The sequence below is a fragment of the Pseudomonas sp. NFACC24-1 genome (assembly GCF_900115235.1).
Taxonomy (GTDB): Bacteria; Pseudomonadota; Gammaproteobacteria; order Pseudomonadales; family Pseudomonadaceae; genus Aquipseudomonas; species Aquipseudomonas fluorescens_AA.
On sequence record NZ_FOVS01000040.1, the window covers coordinates 22,677 to 48,668 of the forward strand.

25 protein-coding genes are annotated in these 25,992 nt (G+C 63.1%); 19 read left to right on the forward strand and 6 right to left on the reverse strand.

Annotated features, from left to right (window positions below; all coding sequences use genetic code 11):
• Window positions 1-144 precede the first annotated feature (144 nt).
• On the reverse strand, window positions 145-1,665 hold the full coding sequence (locus BM317_RS26200) for an acetaldehyde dehydrogenase ExaC (RefSeq protein ID WP_060740464.1): 1,521 nt from the start codon (window positions 1,663-1,665) through the stop codon (window positions 145-147).
• A 416-nt stretch (window positions 1,666-2,081) separates the two neighbouring features.
• Here BM317_RS26200 and BM317_RS26205 point away from each other — a divergent pair, with 416 nt between their 5' ends.
• The 4 genes from BM317_RS26205 (at window position 2,082) to BM317_RS26220 (ending at window position 6,449) form a co-directional block, all read left to right on the forward strand.
• On the forward strand, window positions 2,082-3,989 hold the full coding sequence (locus tag BM317_RS26205) for a sigma-54-dependent Fis family transcriptional regulator (protein ID WP_092476839.1): 1,908 nt from the start codon (window positions 2,082-2,084) through the stop codon (window positions 3,987-3,989).
• Between the two features lie 189 nt (window positions 3,990-4,178).
• Complete coding sequence (gene mpl, locus BM317_RS26210) at window positions 4,179-5,528, forward strand: UDP-N-acetylmuramate:L-alanyl-gamma-D-glutamyl-meso-diaminopimelate ligase (RefSeq protein ID WP_060740466.1); 1,350 nt, start codon at window positions 4,179-4,181, stop codon at window positions 5,526-5,528.
• Window positions 5,525-6,172, forward strand: a complete 648-nt coding sequence (ubiX, locus tag BM317_RS26215) for a flavin prenyltransferase UbiX (RefSeq protein WP_060740467.1) — start codon at window positions 5,525-5,527, stop codon at window positions 6,170-6,172. The genes mpl and ubiX overlap by 4 nt, the downstream gene beginning before the upstream one ends.
• The gene (locus tag BM317_RS26220) at window positions 6,165-6,449 is read left to right on the forward strand and encodes a YceK/YidQ family lipoprotein (protein WP_072411944.1); all 285 of its coding nucleotides are present in this window, start codon (window positions 6,165-6,167) and stop codon (window positions 6,447-6,449) included. Before ubiX ends, BM317_RS26220 begins: the two co-directional genes overlap by 8 nt.
• A gap of 220 nt (window positions 6,450-6,669) precedes the next feature.
• Here the strand turns inward: BM317_RS26220 and BM317_RS26225 are convergent, their stop codons facing one another.
• The 3 genes from BM317_RS26225 to BM317_RS26235 all read right to left on the reverse strand — a co-directional run bounded on the left by BM317_RS26225 (window position 6,670) and on the right by BM317_RS26235 (window position 9,615).
• Window positions 6,670-7,311 carry an oxidoreductase gene (locus BM317_RS26225; protein WP_092176101.1) on the reverse strand — a complete coding sequence of 214 codons (642 nt, stop codon included), beginning with the start codon at window positions 7,309-7,311 and terminating at the stop codon, window positions 6,670-6,672.
• 27 nt (window positions 7,312-7,338) lie between these two features.
• A complete protein-coding gene (locus BM317_RS26230; RefSeq protein WP_092176105.1) occupies window positions 7,339-9,057 on the reverse strand; it encodes a C13 family peptidase in 1,719 nt (572 codons plus the stop codon).
• 102 nt (window positions 9,058-9,159) lie between these two features.
• Window positions 9,160-9,615, reverse strand: a complete 456-nt coding sequence (locus BM317_RS26235; protein ID WP_060740471.1) for a MaoC family dehydratase — start codon at window positions 9,613-9,615, stop codon at window positions 9,160-9,162.
• A gap of 316 nt (window positions 9,616-9,931) precedes the next feature.
• Between BM317_RS26235 and BM317_RS26240 the strand changes: the two genes are divergently transcribed.
• The 3 genes from BM317_RS26240 to BM317_RS26250 are packed head-to-tail and all read left to right on the forward strand — an operon-like array spanning window position 9,932 to window position 11,611.
• Window positions 9,932-10,297 (forward strand): CidA/LrgA family protein, encoded by a 366-nt coding sequence (locus BM317_RS26240; protein WP_092176109.1) that lies wholly within the window; start codon window positions 9,932-9,934, stop codon window positions 10,295-10,297.
• Complete coding sequence (locus BM317_RS26245; protein ID WP_060740473.1) at window positions 10,294-11,010, forward strand: LrgB family protein; 717 nt, start codon at window positions 10,294-10,296, stop codon at window positions 11,008-11,010. The genes BM317_RS26240 and BM317_RS26245 overlap by 4 nt, the downstream gene beginning before the upstream one ends.
• A 10-nt stretch (window positions 11,011-11,020) precedes the next feature.
• Window positions 11,021-11,611 (forward strand): LON peptidase substrate-binding domain-containing protein, encoded by a 591-nt coding sequence (locus BM317_RS26250; RefSeq protein ID WP_092176113.1) that lies wholly within the window; start codon window positions 11,021-11,023, stop codon window positions 11,609-11,611.
• Between the two features lie 154 nt (window positions 11,612-11,765).
• Here BM317_RS26250 and BM317_RS26255 read toward each other — a convergent pair whose 3' ends face one another.
• Entirely contained in the window at window positions 11,766-13,082 is a 1,317-nt protein-coding gene (locus BM317_RS26255) for a bifunctional DedA family/phosphatase PAP2 family protein (protein WP_092176879.1), read from the reverse strand.
• A 125-nt stretch (window positions 13,083-13,207) separates the two neighbouring features.
• Entirely contained in the window at window positions 13,208-13,885 is a 678-nt protein-coding gene (locus BM317_RS26260; RefSeq protein WP_092176876.1) for a DNA-3-methyladenine glycosylase, read from the reverse strand.
• A gap of 196 nt (window positions 13,886-14,081) precedes the next feature.
• On the opposite strand from BM317_RS26260, the gene BM317_RS26265 reads away from it, so the two are divergent.
• From BM317_RS26265 to lipA, 12 genes are all read left to right on the forward strand, one after another.
• Window positions 14,082-15,353, forward strand: a complete 1,272-nt coding sequence (locus BM317_RS26265) for a glutamate-5-semialdehyde dehydrogenase (protein ID WP_092476840.1) — start codon at window positions 14,082-14,084, stop codon at window positions 15,351-15,353.
• A 1-nt stretch (window position 15,354) separates the two neighbouring features.
• Window positions 15,355-16,041, forward strand: a complete 687-nt coding sequence (gene nadD / locus BM317_RS26270) for a nicotinate-nucleotide adenylyltransferase (RefSeq protein WP_060740478.1) — start codon at window positions 15,355-15,357, stop codon at window positions 16,039-16,041.
• Window positions 16,042-16,112: 71 nt separating this feature from the next.
• Window positions 16,113-16,607: a ribosome silencing factor gene (rsfS, locus tag BM317_RS26275; protein ID WP_058543147.1), complete on the forward strand. Its 495-nt coding sequence runs from the start codon at window positions 16,113-16,115 to the stop codon at window positions 16,605-16,607.
• Window positions 16,608-16,616: 9 nt separating this feature from the next.
• Complete coding sequence (rlmH, locus tag BM317_RS26280) at window positions 16,617-17,084, forward strand: 23S rRNA (pseudouridine(1915)-N(3))-methyltransferase RlmH (protein ID WP_047229490.1); 468 nt, start codon at window positions 16,617-16,619, stop codon at window positions 17,082-17,084.
• Window positions 17,085-17,093: 9 nt separating this feature from the next.
• Window positions 17,094-18,989 carry a penicillin-binding protein 2 gene (gene mrdA / locus BM317_RS26285; protein WP_072411926.1) on the forward strand — a complete coding sequence of 632 codons (1,896 nt, stop codon included), beginning with the start codon at window positions 17,094-17,096 and terminating at the stop codon, window positions 18,987-18,989.
• A 31-nt stretch (window positions 18,990-19,020) separates the two neighbouring features.
• Window positions 19,021-20,124, forward strand: a complete 1,104-nt coding sequence (gene rodA, locus BM317_RS26290) for a rod shape-determining protein RodA (RefSeq protein WP_163006686.1) — start codon at window positions 19,021-19,023, stop codon at window positions 20,122-20,124.
• 17 nt (window positions 20,125-20,141) lie between these two features.
• Entirely contained in the window at window positions 20,142-21,152 is a 1,011-nt protein-coding gene (mltB, locus tag BM317_RS26295) for a lytic murein transglycosylase B (RefSeq protein WP_092176868.1), read from the forward strand.
• Window positions 21,152-22,162 carry a septal ring lytic transglycosylase RlpA family protein gene (locus BM317_RS26300; protein ID WP_072411922.1) on the forward strand — a complete coding sequence of 337 codons (1,011 nt, stop codon included), beginning with the start codon at window positions 21,152-21,154 and terminating at the stop codon, window positions 22,160-22,162. Before mltB ends, BM317_RS26300 begins: the two co-directional genes overlap by 1 nt.
• Before the next feature lie 168 nt (window positions 22,163-22,330).
• Complete coding sequence (locus BM317_RS26305) at window positions 22,331-23,488, forward strand: D-alanyl-D-alanine carboxypeptidase family protein (protein WP_092176865.1); 1,158 nt, start codon at window positions 22,331-22,333, stop codon at window positions 23,486-23,488.
• A gap of 81 nt (window positions 23,489-23,569) precedes the next feature.
• Window positions 23,570-23,845, forward strand: coding sequence for a DUF493 domain-containing protein (locus BM317_RS26310; protein WP_053125656.1), 276 nt, complete (start codon window positions 23,570-23,572; stop codon window positions 23,843-23,845).
• Window positions 23,845-24,492 carry a lipoyl(octanoyl) transferase LipB gene (lipB, locus tag BM317_RS26315; protein WP_003205887.1) on the forward strand — a complete coding sequence of 216 codons (648 nt, stop codon included), beginning with the start codon at window positions 23,845-23,847 and terminating at the stop codon, window positions 24,490-24,492. The genes BM317_RS26310 and lipB overlap by 1 nt, the downstream gene beginning before the upstream one ends.
• Window positions 24,493-24,517: 25 nt before the next feature.
• Window positions 24,518-25,516, forward strand: coding sequence for a lipoyl synthase (gene lipA / locus BM317_RS26320; RefSeq protein WP_161798370.1), 999 nt, complete (start codon window positions 24,518-24,520; stop codon window positions 25,514-25,516).
• The last annotated feature ends 476 nt before the right edge of the window (window positions 25,517-25,992 follow it).

Here is a 25,992-nt window from a genome sequence, read left to right on the forward strand (position 1 = left end):
TCGCGAGCAAGGGGTTGTGTCAGTCGATCGTTCCCACGCTCGGCGTGGGAATGCCTCAACGGACGCTCCGCGTTCGGCTTTTTGGGACGCGGAGCGTCCCGGGCTGCGTTCCCACGTAGAGCGTGGGAACGATCTCCCGGTAGGTTAGAAGAACCCCAACGGATTGATGTCGTAGCTCACCAGCAGGTTCTTGGTCTGCTGATAGTGGTCGAGCATCATCTTGTGGGTTTCACGCCCCACGCCGGACTTCTTGTAGCCACCGAACGCGGCGTGCGCCGGGTACAGGTGGTAGCAGTTGGTCCAGACGCGACCAGCCTTGATCGCCCGGCCCATGCGGTAGGCGCGGTTGATGTCGCGGGTCCAGAGGCCGGCGCCGAGGCCGAACTCGGTGTCGTTGGCGATCGCCAGGGCTTCGGCTTCGTCCTTGAAGGTGGTGATGCTCACCACTGGGCCGAAGATTTCTTCCTGGAACACGCGCATCTTGTTGGTGCCCTTGAGCAGGGTCGGCTGGATGTAATACCCGGTCGCCAGGTTGCCCTCGAGTTTTTCCACCTTGCCACCGGTCAGCAGTTCGGCGCCTTCGCCCTTGGCGATTTCCAGGTACGAAAGAATCTTGTCGAATTGCTGTTCGGACGCCTGGGCGCCGACCATGGTGTCGGTGTCCAGCGGGTCGCCGCGTTTGATCTGCAGGACTTTCTTCATCACCACTTGCATGAATTCGTCGTAGATCGACTCCTGGACCAGGGCGCGGGATGGGCAGGTGCAGACTTCGCCCTGGTTGAAGAACGCCAGTACCAGGCCTTCAGCGGCTTTCTCGATGAAGCTCGGTTCGGCCTGCATAATGTCTTCGAAGAAGATGTTCGGCGACTTGCCGCCCAGCTCCACGGTGGACGGGATGATGTTTTCGGCGGCGCATTTCATGATGTGCGAGCCCACCGGCGTGGAGCCGGTGAAGGCGATTTTGGCGATGCGCTTGCTGGTGGCCAGGGCTTCGCCGGCTTCTTTGCCGAAGCCTTGCACCACGTTCAACACGCCGGGCGGCAGCAGGTCGCCGATCAACTCCATGAGCACGCAGATGCCCAGCGGCGTTTGCTCGGCCGGCTTGAGCACCACGCAGTTACCGGCGGCCAGGGCCGGGGCGAGTTTCCAGGCGGCCATCAGCAGCGGGAAGTTCCACGGGATGATCTGCCCGACCACGCCCAGGGGTTCATGGATGTGGTAGGCCACGGTGTTGCCATCGATCTCGGCGGCGCTGCCTTCCTGGGCCCGCAGGCAACCGGCGAAGTAGCGGAAGTGGTCGGCGGCCAGGGGGATGTCGGCGTTGAGGGTTTCGCGCACGGCCTTGCCGTTGTCCCAGGATTCGGTGATCGCCAGGGTTTCGAGGTTGGCCTCGATGCGGTCGGCGATTTTCAGCAGGATCAGCGAACGGGCCTGGGCCGAGGTGGCACCCCAGGCATCAGCGGCGGCGTGGGCGGCGTCCAAGGCCTTTTCGATGTCTTCGGCCGTGGAACGCGGGAATTCGGCAATGGGCTGGCCATTGACCGGGGAAGTATTGGTGAAGTACTGACCTTTGACCGGCGCGACGAACTCGCCGCCGATGTAGTTACCGTATTTGCTCTTGAACGAAACGATAGCGCCTTCAGTACCGGGGTGAGCGTAACGCATGATGAGTTCTCCTTGGCTTTTGTGCTTATACGGGAGGCCGCGCAAAATCGAGCGCTGGTACCTAAGCCTAGAGCAAAGGTTGGGCCATTGCCTTGCAGGGCCCGTAAATCAAGACTTTAGGAGGAGTTGGTCGGACAAACGGATGGGGTGTGTGGCGATAGCGATACGGCGGGTGTGACAGTTTGTGCCAGATGCGAGACAGTCTGTGACTGGCAGGTCGCGCCAGCATTGCATTGCCGGTTGGGCTGGAGGATGCTGGGGTATTCGCCAGTTGGCCTGCCGAACACCATTGTGGCGAGGGGATTTATCTGTGGTGAGGGGATAAAACCCCTCGCCACAGGTGAAGTGTCAAACACAGGGTTAGGGTTCGACCGTTACTCCAACAAGGCCGCAACCTTCGGGGAGAATAATAAGAAATGCACAGCAACCATTTGAGTCGCCATGCCCAGCAAGTCCTGACGGTCACCCAGGGCAAGGCCCATCTGCAGGGCCCTGGCAGCGATCCGTCGATTGCCCGTTCCTGGCTGCGCTGCCTCGAGGACTATCACCTCGACCCGGCCCAGAACCTGGCGCCGACGGTGCTCGAGCATGGCCGGGTGCTGGAGAGCCGCGAGCGCTTGCAACAGGTGCTGCACATCGCCGGCAATGAAATGACCAGCCTGCACCAGCAACTCTCCGGCGCCGGCCACGCGGTGTTGCTGACCGACGCCCGGGGCGTGATCCTCAACTGCGTCACCGCCCCCAGCGAACGGAAGATTTTCGAACGGGCCGGCCTCTGGCTCGGCGCCGACTGGAGCGAAGCCTGCGAAGGCACCAACGGCATCGGCACCTGCCTGGTGGAGCGCCAGGCCCTGACCATCCACCAGGAAGAACACTTTCGCGGCCGCCACACCGGCCTGACCTGCTCGGCCAGCCCGGTGTTCGATCCCCAGGGCGAGTTGCTGGCGGTGCTCGACGTCTCCTCGGCCCGGCCGGACGTGTCGCGCCAGAGCCAGTTCCACACCATGGCCCTGGTCAATCTCTCGGCGAAGATGATCGAGAGTTGCTATTTCCTCCGTTGCTTCGACAACCAATGGCTGCTGCGCTTTCATTTGCAGGCCGAATCCGTGGGGCTGTTCAGCGAGGGTTTGCTGGCGTTCGACGGCGAAGGGCGGATCTGCGCGGTCAACCAGAGCGCGCTCAATCTGTTGGGGCATATTCGCGGCGGCTTGCTGGGCCAGCGGGTGGAAGACTTTTTCGATTGTTCACTGGACGAGTTGCTGGGGCGGGCCAGTGCCCAGGCCAGCGCCAGTTGGCCGCTGCGCACCCGTGATGGCCGGCATTTGTTCGCCGTGTTGCGTGGCCAGCCGCGCAGTGTGCCGGTGCCGGTCGCGCCGGCACTGCTCAAGGCCATCGAGCCCGCGCGGCTGCCGGGTATCTGCCTGGGGGACGCGGCGTTGCAGGAGCATTTTCGCAAGGCACTGCGGGTGTTCGAGCGCGATGTGCCGTTGCTGATCCATGGCGAAACCGGCTCCGGCAAGGAGGCGTTCGCCAAGGCCGTGCACCACGCCAGCCAGCGCGCCGGCAAGCACTTCGTCGCCCTCAACTGCGCGGCCATCCCCGAAAGCCTGATCGAGAGCGAACTGTTCGGTTATCGCGGCGGCAGCTTCACCGGCGCGCGCAAGGAAGGCATGCGCGGCAAGCTGCAACAGGCCGACGGCGGCACGCTGTTCCTCGATGAAATCGGCGACATGCCCCTGGCCTTGCAGACCCGTTTGCTACGGGTGCTGGAAGATCGCCAGGTGGTGCCCATCGGCGGCGAACCCGAGGCGGTGAACGTGCGCATCATCAGCGCCACCCACCGGCAGTTGCTCGACCGGGTGCGGGACGGCAGTTTTCGCGAGGATTTGTATTACCGCCTCAATGGCCTGGAAATCCCCCTCCCGGCGTTGCGCGAGCGCAGTGACAAGTCGCAGTTGCTGGATTTTTTGTTGGCTGAAGAGAGCGGGGCCGAGACGGTGCTCATCGAGGAACCGGCGCGCCAGGCGTTGCTGGGATTCGACTGGCCGGGCAACGTGCGGCAACTGCGCAATGTGCTGCGCACCCTCGCTGCGCTGTGCGACGGTGGGCGGATTGGGCTGGAGGACTTGCCGGCGATGATCCGCCAGCGCCCGGTTGCCGTGGTCGAAACGGTGGCAGAACGGCCACTGGAAGATGCCGAGCGCCTGGCGTTGCTCGATGCACTGGAGCGCCAGCGTTGGCACATGACCCACACGGCGGAACAACTGGGGATCAGCCGCAATACCCTCTACCGGAAGCTGCGCAAACACGCTATCGCCCGCTGACCCTGTGATGATCGTTCCCACGCTCCGCGTGGGAATGCAGCCAGGGACGCTCTGCGTCCCAGAAAGCCGAACGCGGAGCGTCCGTTGAGGCATTCCCACGCGGAGCGTGGGAACGATCGGTTCAGTAAGCAAAGAGTGCGATTTCCCCCACCCTACGCTAACCTGCGGCCATGTTTTACGAGGTCGACTATGCACATCCATATTCTCGGTATTTGCGGCACTTTCATGGGTTCGATGGCGGTCCTGGCCAAGGAGCTGGGCCATCATGTGACCGGTTCCGACGCCAACGTCTATCCGCCGATGAGCACCCAGCTGGAAGCCCAGGGCATTGAACTGACCCAAGGCTACGACCCGGCACAACTGGACCCGGCGCCGGACCTGGTGGTCATCGGCAACGCCATGTCCCGGGGCAACCCGGCGGTGGAGTACGTGCTCAACAAAGGCCTGCCGTACGTGTCCGGGCCGCAATGGCTGGCCGATCACGTGTTGCAAGGCCGTTGGGTCCTGGCCGTGGCCGGTACCCACGGCAAGACCACCACCAGCAGCATGCTCGCCTGGGTCCTGGAACACGCGGGCATGAGCCCGGGTTTCCTGATCGGTGGCGTGCCGCAGAATTTCTCGGTGTCGGCGCGCCTGGGGGGCACGCCGTTCTTCGTGATCGAGGCGGACGAATACGACAGCGCGTTTTTCGATAAACGCTCGAAATTCGTCCACTACCGTCCACGCACGGCGATCCTCAACAACCTTGAGTTCGATCACGCCGACATCTTCCCCGACCTGGCGGCCATCGAACGGCAGTTCCACCATTTGGTGCGCATCATCCCGAGCGAAGGCCTGGTGATCCATCCGACCACCGAACCGGCCTTGCAGCGCGTCATTGAAATGGGCTGCTGGACCCCGGTGCAAACCACCGGTGCGGGCGGCCAATGGCAGGTGAAGTTGCTCAAGGATGACGGTTCGCAATTTGAAGTCATGTTCGAAGGCCAGTCCCAAGGCGTGGTCGAGTGGGGCATGACCGGCCAGCACAACGTCGCCAACGCCCTGGCGACGTTGGCGGCGGCCCGGCATGTCGGCGTGGTGCCGTCCATGGGCATTGCTGCGTTGAGCGCGTTCAAGAGTGTGAAGCGGCGGATGGAGAAAGTCGCCGAGGTCAACGGCATCACCATTTATGACGACTTCGCCCACCACCCGACAGCCATCGCCACCACCCTCGACGGTTTGCGCAAGCGCATCGGCGAGGCGCCGTTGATCGCGATCATCGAGCCGCGCTCCAACTCCATGAAGCTCGGCGCTCACCGCGATGGCCTGCCGGAAAGCGTGGTCGATGCCGACCAGGTGATCTGGTACGCACCGGCCAACCTGGGTTGGGACCTCGGCGCCACCGCCGCGCTGTGCACGGTGCCGTCGATTGTCAGCGATTCCTTGGAAGGCATCATCGAGCGCGTGAAAAGTCAGGCCCAGCCCGGTACCCACGTGGTGATCATGAGCAACGGCGGCTTCGGCGGCCTGCATGGCAAACTGGCCGAGGCACTGAAATGAACACGCGCTTGGAGAGCAATGGCCCCGAACGCATCACGTTGGCGATGACCGGCGCTTCCGGCGCCCAGTACGGTTTGCGCCTGCTCGATTGCCTGGTGCGCGAAGACCGCGAGGTACACTTCCTGATCTCCAAGGCCGCGCAATTGGTGATGGCCACCGAGACCGACGTGACCCTGCCGGCCAAGACCCAGATGATGCAGGCCTTCCTCACCGAATACACCGGGGCGGCGGCGGGGCAGATTCGCGTGTATGGCAAGGAAGACTGGATGTCACCGGTAGCGTCGGGCTCCGGCGCGCCGGCGGCCATGGTGGTGGTGCCGTGTTCCACCGGGACACTGTCGGCGATTGCCACCGGGGCCTGCAACAACCTGATCGAACGGGCGGCGGACGTCACGCTCAAGGAGCGCCGTCCGTTGATCCTGGTGCCGCGGGAAGCGCCATATTCGAGCATTCACCTGGAGAACATGCTCAAGCTGTCGAACATGGGCGTGACCATCCTGCCGGCCTCGCCGGGTTTCTATCACCAGCCGCAGACCATCGACGACCTGATCGATTTCGTCGTCGCGCGGATTCTCAACCTGCTGAACATCCCCCAGGACATGCTGCCGCGCTGGGGCGAGCATCATTTGAGCAGCGATGAATAAGCTGCTGATCGTGCTGTTGGCGCTGCAACTGACCGGCTGCGCCACCGCCCGCACCCTCGACGCCGCCAAGCCCGGTGCGCCGGTGGTGTACGCGGGCACGCGCCTGGATCTTTACGCCCTCAACGGCGGCTGTTGCGCCAAGGACCGCTTCGGGGCCGAGGCGCCGAGCTACCCTGGCGTCGATCTGCCGGGCAGTGCGCTGCTGGATACCTTGTTGTTGCCGTTGTCGTTGTTCACCGCAATTGGCGTGGGGTTCCGGGCGACTGGGGGGATGTAGGGTTGAGAAGAGGTAGCTGTCTGGAGGAGATTCCTGTGGCGCGGGGATTTATCCCCGCTGGGCCGCGAAGCGGCCCCAAGGCAGCTAACTCAATCAGTCTGATACACCGCGTGCTCCGGTTTTTGGGACTGCTTCGCAGTCCAGCGGGGATAAATCCCCTCGCCACAACCCCCTCACACCACAATAAGCGCTCGGCTTTGGATCGGTGGAGCACCACGGGCTATTTCCCCAGTTTACGCAACTCATCCGACTCCACCACCCGCACCCCATCCTGCTCTTCCAGCGCCAGGCGCCACATGGCCCGGGCCAGTTGGCAGGCTTCGATGCCGTGGTATTTGCCCGGGATCAGCCTCGACAACGGTCCGGCCAGTTGCTCGGCCAGGCGCGGTTCGACGCGGTCGCCCAGCAGCAGGGAAGGGCGGCAGAGGGTCAATTGCGGCCAGTCCTGGGCCCTGAGGGCCGCTTCCATCTCACCCTTGACCCGGTTGTAGAAGATCGATGACTTGGCGTCGGCCCCCAGGGCACTGATCACCACCAGGTGCCGCGCGCCCAGTTCCCGGGCGCGCTGGGCAAATGCCACCACCAGGTCCAGGTCCACCGCGCGAAAGGCCGCTTCGGAGCCGGCTTTCTTGAGGGTGGTGCCGAGGCAGCAAAAGGCGATGTCGACCTGGCCGCTGAGTTGAGGCAACACCTGGGCCGGCTCCCCCACCGGGTTTTCCAGGCGCGGGTGTTCGGCCAGCGGCCGGCGGGTGGGGGCCAGGACCCGGGTGATGGTCGGCTCGTTGAGCAGCCGGTCCAGTAGATGTTCCCCGGTCAGGCCCGTGGCTCCGGCGAGCAAAACATGCTGAGGCGTCAAGTACATAGTGTTTCCCCCTTGATACGGTTCAGCTTAGTTGCTCTTTGTCGCCCCGTCGTTCAATGCAGTACTTTGCAATGCTTTCCGGGCCTGCTGTTTGCGCAGCAGTTGCCAGTGGGAAAGGACCGTCCTGGGCGCCCACATCTGCGGTTCGGAGGCTTCGAAATTGTCTGCCTGTTCCCGTTCGGCCACGGTGGCCTTGGCCCGCTTGAAAGCCTGCTCCAGGTCGTCGGTCTGGTTCAAGGCCTGGGCGAACAGCGCATCGCCGAAGTAGGTGAAGTTGGCTTCCTCGGAGCAGCCGAAGGACACTCGGTCGGCCCGGGAGGCGGTCATGATCAAGGTGCGTTCATCCTTGAGCGCCGGGATGAAGCCGCCGGAATAGCAGGCCGAGATCACCACGATCTTGTCGCGGTTCTTCAGCGGCGCCAGGACCACGGCCAGTTCATCGGCGGGCAGGTCGGCCAGTTCCATGCGCGGCTGGTCGAGCACCAGTTCATGCTCGCTGGTGCCGTGGCTGGTCAGGTAGATGAAAATCAGGTCTTCCGGGCCACTGCGCTCGGCCAGGGTCGCGGCGGCGCGGCGCAGGCTTTCGCGGCTGGCCATGGGGCGGTCGCCGAGGTGATCGCGGTGGTTCACCAGGCGGATCTGCCCGAACGCGCCGAAACGGCTGGTGAGCATGTTGGCGACATAGTCGGATTCGCGCAGGAATACGCTTTGCTTGCCGTCGCCGCCCAGGGTCAGGCTGTACAGTTCCACCGCCGGGGTCGAGGCCGGGATGTTGGCCAGGGCCTCCTCCAGCAGGCGGCCCTGGGCCAGCAGGCCAAGTTCGAGCACATCCGGCAACAGCCTGCCGTCCGCGTCGCGCACCCGTTGGCCGTTGGCCCAGGTGCCGCTTTGCACGGTGCCATCGGTCAGCACCAGGGTGCCGCGTCCGTGGTAGCTGTCGTTTTCGAACTGGCCGATGTAGAAACTGCCGTCGGGCAGGTTCAGGCGGCCCTGGCCGGTAAAGCGCCAATCATTGAATTGACCGAGGTAGTGGCTGCCGTCGGCGCCGATCAGTTCGCCCTTGCCGGTCAGCGCGCCGTCCTTGAACCGGCCGATCCAGACATCGCCGTCGGCATTTTCGTAGCGACCGCGACCGTTGAGCTGGTTGTTCCTGAAACCGCCGATGTAGACATCGCCATCGGCGCTGTTGAAGGTGCCCTTGCCCTGCAGTTGCCCGTCGACAAAATGGCCGGTGAACTGGTTGCCGCTGGCATCGAAGCGCTGGCCTTCACCGTTGGGCTTGCCGTTGACGAAGGGGCCTTGGTACTGGCTGCCGTCGTCGAGTTCCAGGCGCCCGAGACCGGAATAGCGGTCGGCCTTGAACTCGCCCCGGTAGGTCATGCCGTTTTCCTTGAGCGTCCCTTCACCGTCCCGGCGCCCCAGCTTGAAGCCGCCGGTGTAGCTGCTGGTGGGGGTGGTCAGGCTGCCCTGGCCGTGGAACAGGCCCTGGTGGAACTGGCCGCGATAGACCTCGCCATTGCTGCCGTGCCATTCCCCGGTGCCGTGCCACTGGCCCTTGTCGAACTGCCCGGCATACCAACTGCCGTTGGGGTAGTCGATGCGCCCTTGGCCTTGCAGCAGCCCGTCCACCAGGTCGCCGCGATAGCGGCCGCCGTCGGGCAGGCGCGCGTCGGGAGGCAGCGGCGATTCGCCGCCGCCACAGGCGGTGAGCAACAGGGTCAGGGTCAGTGGGACGAATAAGCGCATAACCGGATCCAGATCATCAAGCCACGAGTATGCCGCAGCTAGCCCCCCTGGACATAGGGAAGCGATGCGAAACTGCACGAGCGGTTTCGCGACCGCGCAGGTTTACACGAAGCAGAGTGATAGTGGCTCGGCGATGTAGGCCGGTTTTTCCGAACCTTCGATTTCCAGCGTGGCGGTGGCCTTGAGCAGCCATTGGCCGGGTTTTTTCTCGGTGGCGTCCACCAGGTCGACCTTGAGCCGGACCTTGGAGTCGACCTTCACCGGTTGGATGAAGCGCACGCTGTCCAGGCCATAGTTGACGACCATCTTCACGCCTTCGGGCAGGATCAGGATGTCTTCCATCAGCTTGGGCATCAGCGACAGCGACAGGAAACCGTGGGCGATGGTGCTGCCGAACGGGGTCTGCGCGGCCTTGACCGGGTCGACGTGGATGAACTGAAAGTCGCCAGTGGCTTCGGCGAACAGGTTGATGCGCGCCTGATCGATCGTGAGCCATTCGGAACGTCCAAGTTCCTTGCCGACATAATCTTTGAGCGCTGCAACGGGGACGTAGGGCATTGAGACTCTCCTTGGGTTCATCGGTTTTACTTTTTCTGGGGCGGGGATTGGCGTCCCCGAAAAACCACTGTAGATCAACATGGCGTGCACGTAAGGTCACTGAACATGCTTTTTACGAATGCCGACCCATAGCGCGAGCATGTTTAAATGTGTCATCAGGTGACTCCCCGTAGGAGCTGCCGAAGGCTGCGATCTTTTGATCTTTCGCTCCGGATTCAATTGGAAGGGGAAAGATCGCAGCCTCGTTGCACTCGGCAGCTCCTACGGGTAGCTCCTACAGGAACAGGTTTATGGTGTTTGTGAGGGGAGAGAGCGGATGTTGCTACGGGGTCTGACCTGGCTGGTGTTTTTCCAATTGCTGGGCACTGCGATCAATCATGTGTTCTTGCCGGTGCTGCCTGGGCCGATCATTGGCCTGTTGTTGCTGCTGGGCTATCTGGTGGTGCGCGGTGAAGTCAGCGAACCGTTGAACCTGGCCGCCAGTAGCCTGCTGCGTTACCTGCCCTTGCTGCTGGTGCCGCCAGCGGTGGGGGTGATGGTCTATGCCGGGGCGATTGCCGCCGATTTCTGGGCCATCGTTGGCGCGTTGACCTTGTCCCTGGTGCTGTCCGTGGCGCTGACGGGCGTGCTGATGCAGCGCCTGGCCCGCCGTCACGTCGCCGCCCCGGAGGACAGCCAATGATGCTCGACTGGCAGGGCGCCTGGACCTCGGTGATCCACCATCCGCTGTTCGGCATCGGCATTACCCTGGGTGCCTATCAGTTGGTGTTGGCGGCGTTCGAAAAGACCCGCTGGGTGTTCCTGCAACCGGTGTTGATGTCGATGGTGCTGTTGATCGGCGTGTTGGTCGGCTGCGGCATCGGCTATGCCGAGTACCGCAAGAGCACCGAGATCCTCAGCATTCTGCTGGGCCCGGCCACGGTCGCCCTGGCGGTGCCGCTGTATTTGAACCTGCGACGGATCCGGCAGTTGTTCTGGCCGATTTTTACTACGCTGGTGATAGCCGGGGTGTTTGCCACGGGCTCCGCGGTGGTGTTGGGCTGGGCCTTTGGCGCCGAGCACATGATCCTGATGACCATGGCGCCCAAGTCCGTGACTTCACCGATCGCCATGCTGGTGGCCGAGCAGATCGGCGGCGTGGCGGCCATGGCGGCGGTGTTCGTGTTGATCACCGGTGTGCTCGGGGCGATCCTCGGTCCGAGTATTCTGACCCGGTTGGGTGTCCATAGCCCCGAGGCCCGGGGCATGGCCCTGGGGCTGGCGGCCCATGCGGTGGGCACGTCGGTGGCGTTGCAGGAAAGCGAGGAGTCGGGTGCCTTTGCGGCGCTGGCAATGAGTCTGATGGGCGTGGCCACGGCGGTGCTATTGCCGTTGGTGGTGTCGATGACCGTTTAAGGATCTGGTTATGAGCTTGCCGCTTTTCCCGTTGAACACCGTGCTGTTCCCCGGTTGCATCCTCGACTTGCAGATTTTCGAGGCGCGTTACCTCGACATGATTGGGCGCTGCATGAAAAAAGGCGAAGGCTTCGGGGTGGTGTGCATCCTCGATGGCGAAGAAGTCGGTCACGCGCCTGAAGGCTTCGCGCGGGTCGGTTGTGAAGCGCGCATTACTGATTTCTCCCAGCAGGACAATGGTCTGCTGGGCATTCGCGTGGAGGGTGGGCGGCGCTTTATCGTCCATGGCACCCGCGTCCAGGCGGATCAACTGATGGTCGCTGAAGTCGAGTGGCTGGAGGAAGAACCGGAGCAACCGCTGCAAGAGGAAGACGCCGACCTGGTGGCGCTGCTCAAGGCCCTGGCCGAGCACCCGATGGTCGAGGCCCTGAACATGGGCACCGAAGCGACCGGCCAGCAATCGCTGGCCAATCAACTGGCTTACCTGCTGCCGTTCAATGAGCTGGACAAGATCGACCTGCTGCAACTCGACGACCCGCAACAGCGCCTGGATGCGATCCAGGCGCTGCTCGATGAGCTGCAGGGCGAGCTCTTCGCCTGACTCAACTCATATTTCACTGAATACCACTGATCCCTTGTGGGAGCGGGCTTGCTCGCGAAAGCGGAGTGTCATCCGACACAGGTGTTAAATGACCCACTGCCTTCGCGAGCAAGCCCGCTCCCACATGGATCTCCAGTGTTCATTGGCCCGCCGCTCAATAGGCATACCGCAACATCGCATGGGGCAAATGCCGCAGCGCGAAGAAGCTGAACACCGCCACCAGCGCCGGCAGGATCAGCCACCAGACTTTCGGCGGCATGGCCGGCAGCGGGGTCTGGCGCTGGCTCAACCACAGGGCGGCGGCACAGATGCTGGCGGCCAGCATGGCGCCGGCGACGATGTCGCTCGGCCAATGGGCGCCCAGGTAGACCCGCGACAGGGCGATGGCCAGCGCCGGCAAGCAGCCCAGCAGCAGCCAGGTCAGGCGCAGGCGTGGCGGTTGACCGCGGCCGGCCAGGACGGCCAGGGTCAGGAACAGCGCGAATGCCCCGGAGGCGTGGCCGCTGGGCATGCTGTAGCTGGTCAGCGGGTCGGTGAGGATTTCCGGGCGCACCCGGGCAAAGAAGTGTTTGCTGCCGGTATTGGCCAAGGAGGTGACCAGCATCGTGCCCCCGGCAAAGATTGCCTGGCGCCATTGCCGTGCCAACAGCAGCAGCCCGGTCAGCAGGCTGCAGACAATCAACATGTAGCGGAATTCGCCGATCAACGTGAAGGTCACGGCGATTTCATCCAGCGTCGGGCTGCGATGTTCCTGGACCAGCGCCATCAAGCCCTGGTCGAACGCCGTCAGGTAACGAAAGCCGATGAACAGGCCGATCAGGATCACCAGGCCGATGCCAGCGATCAGCGCCGTGGCATGGCGATGACGACGCAGGGTGCTGTTGACGCTCAGCCCGATCATCATCGCGATGCTGCCGATGACCACGCCGGCCTGTGGCCAGAACCCTTCGGGCAATGGCAGGCGGAACGCCGCCCCGGTGGCCCAGCCCGGCAACAGGTAGGCCACGGTCCAGCCCGCCGCGGCCAGCACGCTGACGGCGGCGAAGCGCGGGAACGGCATGTCGCACATCCCGGCCACCATCGGCAACATGGGGCGCAACGGGCCGATAAAACGCCCCACCAGCAGGCTGGCGATGCCGTAGCGCTGGAAATAGTTTTCCGCGGCGCTCATCCACTCGGGGTGATGGCGCAGCCCGGGCAGGCGGCGGATGTTCTGGTGGAAATGCCGGCCGAGGAAATACGACACCAAGTCCCCCAGCAAGCCGCCGAGCAGGCCCAGCAGCAAGGTCTCGCCCAGGGACAACGCGCCGCTGCCGGCCAGCACGGCGATGGCAAACAACAGCACCGTACCCGGCACGATCAGGCCGGCAATGGCCAGGCATTCCACGCAAGCGACGATGAACACCGCCACCGCCAGCCATTGCGGGTTGACGGTCAGCCAGCCGGTGATGCTATCGAGCCATGGGCCCATAAGGACAACTCCATTGAATAGTGATTGGCATGCAATTTTTACTGTGTGAACGAAAATTCAAGATCACTGAAGATTCAAACTGTGGGAGCGGGCTTGCTCGCTCCCACAGGGGATGCGGTATTTCATCAGGGCAGCAAAAAATAATCACGCCCTTCGACCTGCCCCCGTCGCAGCGGGTTACGGGTACACCACGGTGCGTAGGCGGCATCGACGAAGCGATAGAGCAAGTGTTCATCCCGGCCCAGGGGAATGCCCAGGCGGGTGGTCTGGATCACATTGACCGTCGGCACGCCCGCATCTTCCACCAGCAAGCGTTCGGGGTCGAAGCGCTTGGCGTCCCAGTCCGGCACTTTCAACCCCAAAGCCTTGCACAACAGGGTCTGGCCGGCACAGAGTTTTTGCGGCGTGCGCGGCCGGCCCTGGGCGTCGGGGTTGTTCAATAACATCTGCGCCAGGCTCGCCGGCCCGGAAAGGGTATCGACCCACGGGTAGGCCGATTTGATCAACACGGCATTACCTGGACCCTGGGCGCTGAAGTTCAGCGAATCGCCGCCCCGGGCGTAGTACATATAGATGTGCCCGCCATCCAGAAACAAAGCCTTACGTTTTTCCGTGTAGCCCAGCGAGGCGTGGCTGCCCTTTTCGGCAAAGTAATACGCCTCGGTCTCGATGATCCGCGCGCTGAGCCACAGCTCGCCGACCTTGTGGCGAATGACTTTGCCCAGCAGGTCTTTGGCAAGGACTTGGGCGTCGCGGTCGAAAAAGGCGTGGGGCAGGGCGTTGGGCGATGGCAAATCGGTCATGGCGATAGACGAAGTGAGGCCAAAGGAAGCGCGATGATAGCAATGCAAAGCTTAATCACCGCTGAACACTCGCTCCAACCGGCTGTTTACGCCTGTTTTACTTCTCCGCCGGTCACCACTGCGAGTCCATGCTGTTAGTCGAGGGTTACGACAGCTATAATCTGCCGCTTTCCCCATCGCCAAGACCAAACAGACCATGACTGAGTCCGTTCTTGACTACATGACCCGCCTGGGTCGCGCCGCTCGCGAAGCGTCGCGCGTCATCGGCCGGGCCAGCACCGCGCAGAAAAACCGCGCCTTGCAGGCCGCCGCCAATGCGCTGGACGCTGCGCGCGCCGAGCTGTCCGCCGCCAACGAGCTGGACCTGGCCGCCGGCCGGGCCAATGGCCTCGAACCGGCCATGCTTGAGCGCCTGGCGCTGACCCCGGCCCGCATCGACGGCATGATCGTCGGTCTGCGCCAGGTCGCGGCCCTGCCGGACCCGGTCGGGGCGATCCGCGACATGAGCTACCGCCCGTCGGGCATCCAGGTCGGCAAGATGCGCGTGCCCCTGGGCGTGGTCGGGATCATCTACGAGTCGCGGCCGAACGTGACCATCGACGCCGCGAGCCTGTGCCTGAAGTCGGGTAACGCGACCATCCTGCGCGGCGGTTCCGAGGCCATCCATTCCAACCGTGCCATTGCCGCCTGCATCCAGCGCGGCCTGGCCGAGGCCGATCTGCCGGCGGCCGTGGTGCAAGTGGTGGAAACCACCGACCGCGCCGCAGTCGGCGCCCTGATCACCATGCCCGAGTTCGTCGATGTCATCGTGCCACGTGGCGGCAAAGGCCTGATCGAACGGGTCAGTCGTGACGCCCGCGTGCCGGTGATCAAGCACCTGGACGGCATCTGCCACGTCTACGTCAGTGCCCACGCCGAATTGCCGAAGGCCCAACGCATCGCCTTCAACGCCAAGACCTACCGCTACGGTATCTGCGGCGCGATGGAAGCCCTGCTGGTGGACCAGGCCGTTGCCCAGGACTTCCTGCCGTCGATGGCCGCCCAGTTCCGCGAAAAAGGCGTCGAACTGCGCGGTTGCGAGCGCACCCGGGCGATCATCGAGGCCGTTGCGGCCACGCAAGAAGACTGGGACACCGAGTACCTGGCGCCGATCTTGTCGATCCGTGTGGTCGACGGGCTGGACCAGGCCATCGAACACATCAACCGCCACGGCTCGCACCACACCGATTCCATCGTCAGTGAGCACCAGGGCGAAACCCGGCGTTTCGTGGCCGAAGTGGATTCGGCGTCGGTGATGATCAACACCCCGACCTGCTTCGCCGACGGCTTTGAATACGGATTGGGTGCCGAGATCGGCATTTCTACTGATAAGCTGCACGCCCGCGGCCCGGTGGGCCTCGAAGGCCTGACCTGCGAGAAGTACATTGTGGTCGGTGACGGCCAGTTGCGCGGACAGGAGCCGGTCTGACTTGGGCGACCTCGACCCGTCAGCCGCTGTGACGACGACAACTCCGCCCCGGCGCATCGGTATCCTGGGCGGCACGTTCGACCCGGTGCACATCGGCCATTTGCGCGGTGCGCTGGAAGTCGCCGACGCCCTGGCCCTCGATGAGCTACGCCTGACGCCCAGCGCCAGGCCGCCTCACCGGGACACGCCGCAGGTGTCGGCGCAGGACCGTCTGGCGATGGTCGAGTGCGCGGTGGCCGGTGTGGCACCGCTGGTGGTGGATGCCCGCGAATTGCAGCGGGACAAACCGTCCTACACCATCGATACCCTGGAGCTGATGCGCGCCGAACTGGCCGTTGAGGCCCAGGTTTTTCTGCTTCTGGGATGGGACGCATTTTGCGGCCTGCCCACTTGGCATCGCTGGGAAGAGTTGCTCCAGCATTGCCACATCCTGGTGTTGCAACGCCCGGATGCCGACAGCGAGCCGCCGGATGCCTTGCGCAACCTGCTGGCGGCCCGCTCGGTGAGCGACCCGCTGGCCCTGAAAGGGCCGAGCGGACAGATTGCATTCGTCTGGCAGACGCCGCTCGCGGTATCCGCCACCCAGATCCGTCAACTGCTGGCCAGCGGTAAGTCGGTACGTTTCCTGGTGCCCGACGCGGTCCTGGCCTACATCGATGCGCACGGGCTTTACCGTGCGTCGAACTGAAAAAGGCGCGCTTCAAGGCACGTGAATGCGTGTAGCGAAGCGCCCGAACATACGAGCAAAACGAGTTTTATATGACTGACAAAGACGTAAACAAAGTAAAGCGCAAGGGCACCTTCAAGAGCGCCCCGCTGCCTGTAGAGGCGCATACCGGCGTGGCGCTGGTCGGCGAAGAGCTGGTCAAGGTGGCCGTGGCGGCCCTGGAAGACGTCAAGGCCCAGGACATCCAGGTGATCGACGTGCGTGAAAAGCAAAGCATCACGGACTACATGATCATCGCCACCGGTACCTCCAACCGCCAGATCGGCGCGATGCTGGACAAGGTCCGCGAAGCGGTCAAGGCCCAGGGCGTCAAGCCGCTGGGTGAAGAAGGCAAGGGCGACAGCGACTGGGTGCTGTTGGACATGGACGATGTCATCGTGCACATGATGACCGCCTCGGCGCGTCAGTTCTATGACCTGGAGCGCCTGTGGGCCGGTGCCGAGCAGAGCCGTTCGGCCAGCGCCGCGCACCACAGCCCGGAAAACCCCCATGAGCACTTCACCAAGCTCAACAAAGACCAGCAATAAGGGACCGCTGTGCGACTGCGCCTGATCGCCGTCGGTTCTCGCATGCCCAAGTGGGTGGAAGAAGGCTGGCATGAATATGCCAAGCGTCTTCCCTCCGAGCTGGCCCTGGAACTGGTGGAAATTCCGCTCAACACCCGTGGCAAGAACGCCGACGTGGCGCGTTTCATCCGCCAGGAAGGCGAAGCCATGCTGGCCAAGGTCGGGCCGAACGAGCGCATCGTCACCCTCGAAGTCCATGGCAAGCCCTGGAGCACCGAGCAGTTGGCGGTGGAGCTCGATCGCTGGCGGCTGGACGCGCGCACGGTCAACTTCATGGTCGGCGGCCCGGAAGGGCTGGCGCCGGAAGTCTGTGCCCGGGCCGATCAGCGCTGGTCGTTGTCGCCGTTGACGTTGCCGCACCCGCTGGTGCGGATCCTGATCGGCGAACAGTTGTATCGTGCCTGGACAGTCTTGTCCGGGCACCCTTACCACAAGTAATCCTGCCCCATGCCCCAGCCGATCCGCATCAAGGACCACGAAAAAGACGCCCGTCTGGTACGGGGCCGCGTCGTGTTCGGTGCTATTACGGTGGTGACGCTGATCGGCGTGCTGATTGCGCGCTTGTATTTCCTCCAGGTGATCCAGTACGAGTACCACTCCACCCTGTCGGAAAACAACCGGGTGCACGTGCAACCGATTCCGCCGACCCGCGGGCTGATCTTCGACCGCAACGGCGTGGTGGTGGCGGATAACCGGCCCAGCTTCAGCCTGAGCATGACCCGCGAGCGCTCCGGTGACTGGCAGCAGGTGCTCGACGTGATCGTCGAAGTGCTGCAACTGACGCCCGAGGACCGGGCGATCTTCGAGAAGCGCATGCGCCAGGGCCGACGGCCGTTCGAGCCGGTGCCGATCCTGTTCGAGCTGACCGAAGAGCAGATCGCCCTGATCGCCGTGAACCAGTTCCGCTTGCCCGGCGTCGAGGTGGTGGCGCAGTTGGTGCGGCATTACCCCCAGGGGCCGCATTTCGCCCACTCGGTCGGCTACATGGGGCGGATCAACGAGAAAGAGCTCAAGACCCTCGATCCGGTCAATTACAGCGGCACCCACCATATCGGCAAGACGGGTATCGAGCGCTTCTACGAGCCCGAACTGCATGGCCAGGTGGGTTACGAGGAAGTCGAGACCAACGCTCGCGGTCGCGTATTGCGGGTGCTCAAGCGCACCGATCCGATCCCCGGCAAGGACATCGTCCTGAGTTTGGACATCAAGCTGCAAGAGGCCGCCGAAGCGGCGCTGGGCGGGCGGCGCGGCGCGGTGGTGGCCCTGGACCCGAACACCGGCGAGGTACTGGCGATGGTCAGCCAGCCGAGTTTCGATCCGAACCTGTTCGTCACCGGCATCAGCTTCAAGGCCTACGCCGAGCTGCGCGATTCCATCGACCGGCCGCTGTTCAACCGTGTGTTGCGCGGTCTCTACCCGCCGGGCTCGACCATCAAGCCCGCCGTGGCGATTGCCGGGCTCGACTCCGGCGTGGTGACCGCTTCGAGCCGGGTCTACGACCCGGGTTATTACCAACTGCCGAACTATGACCACAAGTACCGCAACTGGAACCGCACCGGCGACGGATATGTAGACCTGGAAACGGCGATCATGCGTTCCAACGACACCTACTTCTATGACCTGGCCCATAAGCTGGGGATCGATCGGTTGGCGTCCTACATGAACAAGTTCGGTCTCGGTCAGAAAGTCTCCCTGGACATGTTCGAGGAATCCCCCGGCCTGATGCCGTCCCGGGAATGGAAGCGGGCGACCCGGCGCCAGGCCTGGTTCCCCGGCGAAACCCTGATCCTGGGGATCGGCCAGGGTTACATGCAGGCCACGCCACTGCAGTTGGCCCAGGCCACGGCGCTGGTGGCGAGCAAAGGCAAGTGGTATCGCCCACACCTGGCCAAGACCATCGAAGGCCAGAAGCCGGTGGACCCGAACCCGATGCCGGACATCATCCTGCGCAACCCGTCGGACTGGCAGAAGGTCAACAACGGCATGCAGCAGGTGATGCACGGCGCCCGCGGCACCGCCCGCAAGGCGTCCATCGGTGCGCAATACCGGATTGCCGGCAAGAGTGGTACGGCCCAGGTCGTCGCCATCAAGCAGGGCGAGAAGTACGACCGCTCCAAGGTTCAGGAACGTCACCGCGACCATGCCTTGTTCGTCGGTTTCGCGCCGGCCGACAACCCGAAGATCGTTGTGGCGGTCATGGTCGAGAACGGCGAGTCGGGTTCCGGTGTCGCCGCGCCGGTGGTGCGCCAGATCATGGACGCCTGGCTGCTGGATGAGCACGGCCAGCTCAAGCCTGAATACGCGAGCCCCATCACTGCGGAGGCTACGGCCCGTGAAGAATAATTTCGACCGGATCCTCTCCAGCGAAGACGTGATGCGCCGTCGCGCCACGTTGTTGCAGCGCATGCACATCGATGGCCCGTTGCTGATCCTGCTCCTGACCCTGGCCGCCGGCAGCCTGTTCGTGCTGTATTCGGCCAGCGGCAAGAGCTGGGACCTGCTGGCCAAGCAGGCCACCTCGTTCGGCATCGGCCTGGTATCGATGATCGTGATCGCCCAGCTCGAACCGCGGTTCATGGCGCGCTGGGTGCCACTGGCCTATGTGGTGGGGGTCTGCTTGTTGGTGGTGGTGGACATCATGGGCCACAACGCCATGGGCGCCACCCGCTGGATCAACATACCCGGGGTGATCCGCTTCCAGCCTTCGGAATTCCTCAAGATCATCATGCCGGCGACCATCGCCTGGTACCTGGCCAAGCGTTCCCTGCCGCCACAGCTCAAGCATGTGTGTATCAGCCTGTTGCTGATCGGCATCCCGTTCATCCTGATCGTCCGTCAGCCGGACCTCGGCACCTCGCTGCTGATCCTGGCCGGCGGCGCCTTCGTGCTGTTCATGGGCGGGCTGCGCTGGCGCTGGATCCTCAGCGTGATCGCCGCCGCCGTGCCGGTGTCGGTGGCCATGTGGTACTTCGTGATGCATGACTACCAGAAGCAGCGGGTGCTGACTTTCCTCGACCCGGAGAGCGATCCGCTGGGCACTGGCTGGAACATCATCCAGTCCAAGGCCGCCATCGGCTCCGGCGGGGTGTTCGGCAAGGGCTGGCTGATGGGCACCCAGTCGCACCTGGACTTTTTGCCGGAAAGCCACACCGACTTCATCATCGCCGTACTGGGCGAGGAGTTCGGCCTGGTGGGTATCTGCGTGCTGCTGCTGATCTATCTGCTGCTGATCGGCCGGGGGCTGGTGATCACCGCTCAGGCCCAGACGCTGTTTGGGAAATTGCTCGCGGGCAGCCTGACCATGACGTTTTTTGTTTATGTTTTCGTCAACATCGGTATGGTCAGTGGCCTGTTGCCGGTCGTGGGGGTGCCGTTGCCTTTCATTAGCTACGGAGGAACTTCGCTGGTGACCCTACTGTCAGCGTTTGGGGTTTTGATGTCGATTCATACGCATCGCAAATGGATCGCGCAGGTTTGAATAAGGTGAAGAGTTCAATGCAAGCAATGCGTGGCTGGTCGACGCGATATGCGCCGTGGATCGGCCTGGTCGGCTTCCTCGGCAGTGCGTCGCAGGCCTTGGCCGGTGAATACGAAGGCTCGCCACAGGTGGCCGAATTCGTCGGTGAGATGACCCGCGACTACGGTTTTGCCGGTGAGCAGCTGATGGGAGTGTTTCGCGAGGCCGAACGCAAGCAGTCGATCCTCGATGCGATCTCACGGCCCGCCGAGCGGGTCAAGCAGTGGAGCGAGTACCGGCCGATGTTCATCACCGAGGCGCGTATCGCCCGGGGCGTGGACTTCTGGCGCCAGCACGAAACGGCCCTGGCCCGTGCCGAGCAGGAATACGGCGTGCCGGCCCAGGTCATCGTGTCGATCATTGGCGTCGAGACCTTCTTTGGCCGCAACACCGGGAATTTCCGGGTGATCGACGCGTTGTCGACCCTGGGCTTCGATTACCCGCCGCGTGCCGAGTTCTTCCGCAAGGAGCTGCGCGAGTTCCTTCTGCTGGCCCGTGAAGAGCAGGTCGATCCGTTGACCCTCAAGGGCTCCTACGCCGGGGCCATGGGCCTGCCGCAATTCATGCCCAGCAGTTTCCGCGCCTACGCGGTGGACTTCGACGGCGACGGCCACATCAATATCTGGACCAACCCGACCGATGCCATCGGCAGTGTCGCCAGCTATTTCAAGCGCCATGGCTGGGAGGCCGGCCAACCGGTGGTCAGCCGTGCCGACGTGCGCGGCGAGCAAGTGGACGAGGGCCTGACCGAGGGCATCGAGCCGACGAAAACCGTCGGGGAGTTGCGGGCGTTGGGCTGGTCGAGTCATGATGCGCTGCGTGACGACATGCCGGTCACCGCGATGCGGCTGGAAGGCGAACAAGGCCCCGAATACTGGATGGGCCTGAAGAATTTCTACGCGATTACGCGTTATAACCGCAGCGTGATGTACGCCATGGCCGTATATCAACTGTCTGAAGAGCTGGTCAAAGCACGGGGCGTCAAATAATGCGGGCATTGCCTACCTATCAACCCCTGAAGCTCGTGGCGTTGGCCGCGCTGTCGCTGTTGGTCGTCAGTTGTTCGACCAGCCGCGCGCCGGCCCAGAAAAACACCACCGCCGTACGCGCGACGCCGGGCCTGGACATCAACCGGGCCCACAAGGACGGCGCGCCGTGGTGGGACGTGGATGTCTCGCGCATTCCCGACGCCACACCGACCCTGCACACCGGTCCCTACAAGGCCAACCCGTACACGGTATTGGGCAAGACCTATTTCCCGCTGTCCGACTCCAAGCGCTACGTGGCCTCGGGCACGGCGTCCTGGTACGGCACCAAGTTCCATGGCCAGAACACCGCCAATGGCGAGGTCTATGACCTGTATGGCATGAGCGCGGCCCACAAGACCCTGCCGCTGCCCAGCTACGTGCGGGTGACCAACCTGGACAACAACAAGAGCGTGATCCTGCGGGTCAATGACCGTGGGCCGTTCTATTCCGACCGCATCATCGACCTGTCGTATGCGGCGGCGAAAAAACTCGGTTACGCTGAAATCGGCACCGCCCGGGTCAAGGTCGAAGGTATCGACCCGCAGGAATGGTGGGCCCAACGTGGCCGTCCGGCGCCTTTGATGCTCAACGAGCCGAAAGTGGCGCAAAATGCCGCGCCAACCGTGACGGCGTCCACCGGCACGGTCGAGCAGTGGACACCACCGCCGCAGCAACACGCCGCGGCCGTGCTACCCGTGCAGATCGATGCAAAAAAAAACGCTTCTGCAACAGCGTCTGGCCAGTTTCTGCAAGTGGGCGCGTTCGCCAACCCGGACGCTGCCGAGCTGCTGAGGTCCAAGCTCAGCTCGATGGTGAGCGCCCCGGTGTTCATCAGCTCGATCGTGCGCAACCAGCAGACACTGCATCGGGTGCGCCTGGGGCCGATCGGTTCTCCGGGTGAAGTCCAGCAGGTGCAGAATAGTGTGCGGCTGGCCAATCTCGGTTCGCCGAGCCTGGTCACCGCTGAGTAATTGAATGAGGCCCGCTGGCGGTTGGAGCGGGTCAGGTTGTTGGCTCCATGAATAATAAAAGCCCGGCAAGGGCAGTGAGTGAGCAACTTAAATACGCGGCAGCCCGTTAGAAAGCTGCCAGTTTCAGTTTTGCCTTCGGGCAGTCCCATTAGCGATTTCGAGAGACGGATGAACATCACCACCTTTGCCAAACGCCTTTGCCTGCTAGTCCCGCTGCTTCTCTCACCGGCCGCGTTCGCGGTCGAGATGATGCCGGCTCCCCCTCAATTGGCCGCCAAATCCTTTGTGCTCATGGATGCCAGCAGCGGCGAGGTGCTGGTAGAGAGCAACGGTGACCAGCGCCTGCCACCGGCCAGCCTGACCAAGCTGATGACTGCCTACATCGCCACGCTGGAAATCCGTCGCGGCCAGATCGGTGAAAACGATCCGGTGACCGTCAGCGAAAACGCCTGGCGTACCGGCGGTTCGCGGATGTTCATCAAGGTCGGTTCGCAAGTGACCGTCAGCGACCTGCTGCACGGCATCATCATCCAGTCCGGCAACGACGCCAGCGTCGCCCTGGCCGAGCACATCGCCGGCAGCGAAGATGCGTTCGCCGACATGATGAACAAAACCGTGGCCGACCTGGGCATGACCAACAGCCACTTCATGAACCCCACCGGCCTGCCGAACCCTGAGCACTATTCGTCGGCTCACGACATGGCGCTGCTGGCCCGGGCAATCATTCATGAAGACCCGGCCCACTACGCCATCTACTCCCAGAAGGAGTTCTTCTGGAACGGCATCAAGCAGCCTAACCGCAACCTGTTGCTGTGGCGCGACAAGACCGTCGATGGCCTGAAGACCGGTCACACCGAGGAAGCCGGCTACTGCATGGTGTCTTCTGCGGTGCGTGACGGCATGCGCCTGATCGCCGTTGTCTTTGGCACCAACAGCGAGGTGGCCCGTGCCGCCGAGACCCAGAAACTGTTGACCTACGGCTTCCGCTTCTTCGAAACCCAGACCTTCTACCAGAAGGGCACCGAACTGGCCCAGGCCCAGGTCTGGAAAGGTTCGAGCAACCAGGTCAAGGCCGGCCTGGCCCAGGACCTGACCATGACCCTGCCTAAAGGCCAGCTCAAGAAGCTCGCTGCCAGCATGACCATGAACCCGCAACTGACCGCTCCCATCGCCAAGGGCGACGTGATCGGTAAAGTCGAAGTCAAACTGGACGACAAAGTGGTGCACAGCGCTGACCTGATCGCTCTGGACGCGGTCGAGGAAGGTGGTATCTTCCGCCGCATCTGGGATAGCATCCGTCTATTCTTCTACGGCTTGTTCAACTGATCGAAGTGTTGACCTGCATGGCCTCGTTCCCATCCGGAGCGGGGCCATGTGCGTTACCACGGCTTACGAGGCCGTTACGCCATGACAGACTCTGAAGTAAAGGCGCCAAAAATCGAATTTCCCTGCGCGGATTACCCGATCAAGGTAATCGGCGACACCGGCGTGGGGTTCAAGGACAAGATCATCGCGATCCTTGAAAAACATGCCACCGTCGACCACAAGACCCTGGCCGAGCGCCAGAGTACCAACGGCAAGTACACGACGATCCAGTTGCATATCATTGCCACCGGTCAGGAACAGCTCTACGACATCAACAGCGAGCTGCGAGCGACCGGTTTCGTGCACATGGTGTTGTGATGCCGGGCACGCTGGGCTTTCGCGAGCTGGGCACGATGGCCTACGAGCCGGTCTGGCATGCCATGCAACGCTTCACGAACGAACGCGGTACCACCGCCGACGATGAAGTCTGGCTGGTGGAACACCCGCCGGTGTTCACCCAGGGCCAGGCCGGCAAGGCCGAGCACCTGTTGCTGCCGGGGGATATCCCGGTGGTGAAGGTCGACCGGGGCGGGCAGGTGACCTACCATGGCCCTGGCCAGTTGGTCGCCTACCTGTTGCTGGATGTGCGCAAGCTGGGGTTTGGTGTGCGCGAGTTGGTCACCCGCATGGAAACGTGCCTGATCGAGCTGCTGGCCAGCTACGGTGTGACGGCGGCGGCCAAGCCGGATGCGCCGGGTGTCTACGTCGATGGGGCGAAAATCGCTTCCCTCGGCTTGCGGATCCGCCATGGCTGTTCGTTTCATGGCCTGGCGCTGAACGTGGACATGGACCTGGCGCCATTCCGACGGATTAATCCCTGTGGCTACGCGGGACTGGCGATGACCCAGTTGAGCGAGCACGCAGGATCGATTGAATTTGCCGAGGTAAGTGCCCGGCTGCGCGCGCAGCTCGTCAAACACCTCGACTATGCTGAGCAGACGACCCTCACGGGCGGAATCGACTGATATGACTACTGATGCAGTGCAAACCATGATCCCGACGCTGGACGTCACCGAGCGTCCGGCCCCGCGTGCCAAGGTAGAGGCCGGCGTCAAGCTGCGCGGCGCCGAGAAGGTTGCACGCATCCCGGTCAAGATCATCCCCACCACCGAACTGCCGAAGAAACCCGACTGGATCCGCGTGCGCATCCCGGTTTCCCCGGAAGTCGACCGCATCAAGGCCCTGCTGCGCAAGCACAAGCTGCACAGCGTCTGCGAAGAAGCCTCCTGCCCGAACCTGGGCGAGTGCTTCTCCGGCGGCACCGCCACGTTCATGATCATGGGCGACATCTGCACCCGTCGTTGTCCGTTCTGTGACGTCGGCCACGGCCGTCCGAAGCCCTTGGACACCAACGAGCCGGAAAGCCTGGCCATCGCCATTGCCGACCTGAAGCTCAAGTATGTGGTCATCACCTCGGTGGACCGTGACGACCTGCGTGACGGCGGTGCCCAGCACTTTGCCGACTGCATCCGCGAGATCCGCAAGCTGTCGCCGAACGTACAGTTGGAAACCCTGGTGCCCGATTACCGTGGCCGCATGGACATCGCCCTGGAAATCACCGCCGCCGAGCCGCCGGATGTGTTCAACCACAACCTGGAAACCGTGCCGCGCCTGTACAAGGCTGCGCGTCCGGGGTCGGATTACCAGTGGTCGCTGACCTTGCTGCAGCGCTTCAAGCAGATGATGCCGCACATTCCGACCAAGTCCGGCTTGATGCTGGGCCTGGGTGAGACGGATGAGGAAGTTATCGAGGTCATGAAGCGCATGCGTGAGCATGACATCGATATGCTGACCTTGGGGCAGTACTTGCAGCCGTCCCGTAGTCACTTGCCGGTGCAGCGTTTTGTGCATCCGGATACCTTTGCCTGGTTTGCCGAGGAAGGGTACAAGATGGGGTTCAAGAACGTGGCTTCTGGGCCGTTGGTGCGGTCTTCGTATCATGCGGATGAGCAGGCTAAGTTGGTCAAGGCTGAGCTGTTGGGTTCCTGATTTAGCGGTTTTTTGGTGGTGGGGTGGTGTGTATATCCGTTTCTTCGGTAACGGCTGCTTATGGTTCCGCTCTTACAGCGGGTCACTTTTGAAGAGCGCAAAAGTAACCAAAACGCTCTTGCCCCACCACTCGGCACCTCGCTTAGGCTCGGTGTGCCCTCACTCCGGCATTGCTCCGTGGGCCGCCGCGAAGGGCCATCCATGGCCCAGCGCGGCTACCTCGGCATCCATGCCGAGGTGCCCACTGCGCAATACCTGCGTTCGGCCATCGTGGTTAACGGGGCGCCCCCGATCAAAAGCCAACGCGAGGCGGCCTTATAGCCGGCCTGGCTTAGAGTGAACGCGTTCCTCCTGTGGGAGCGGGCTTGCTCGCGAAAGCGGTGTATCAGTTTGTGATGATGTTGGCTGTGCTTAAGTCATCGCGAGCGAGCTCGCTCCCACAGTTTTTTTGTGTTGTGTGCAGATGCTGTGATTAG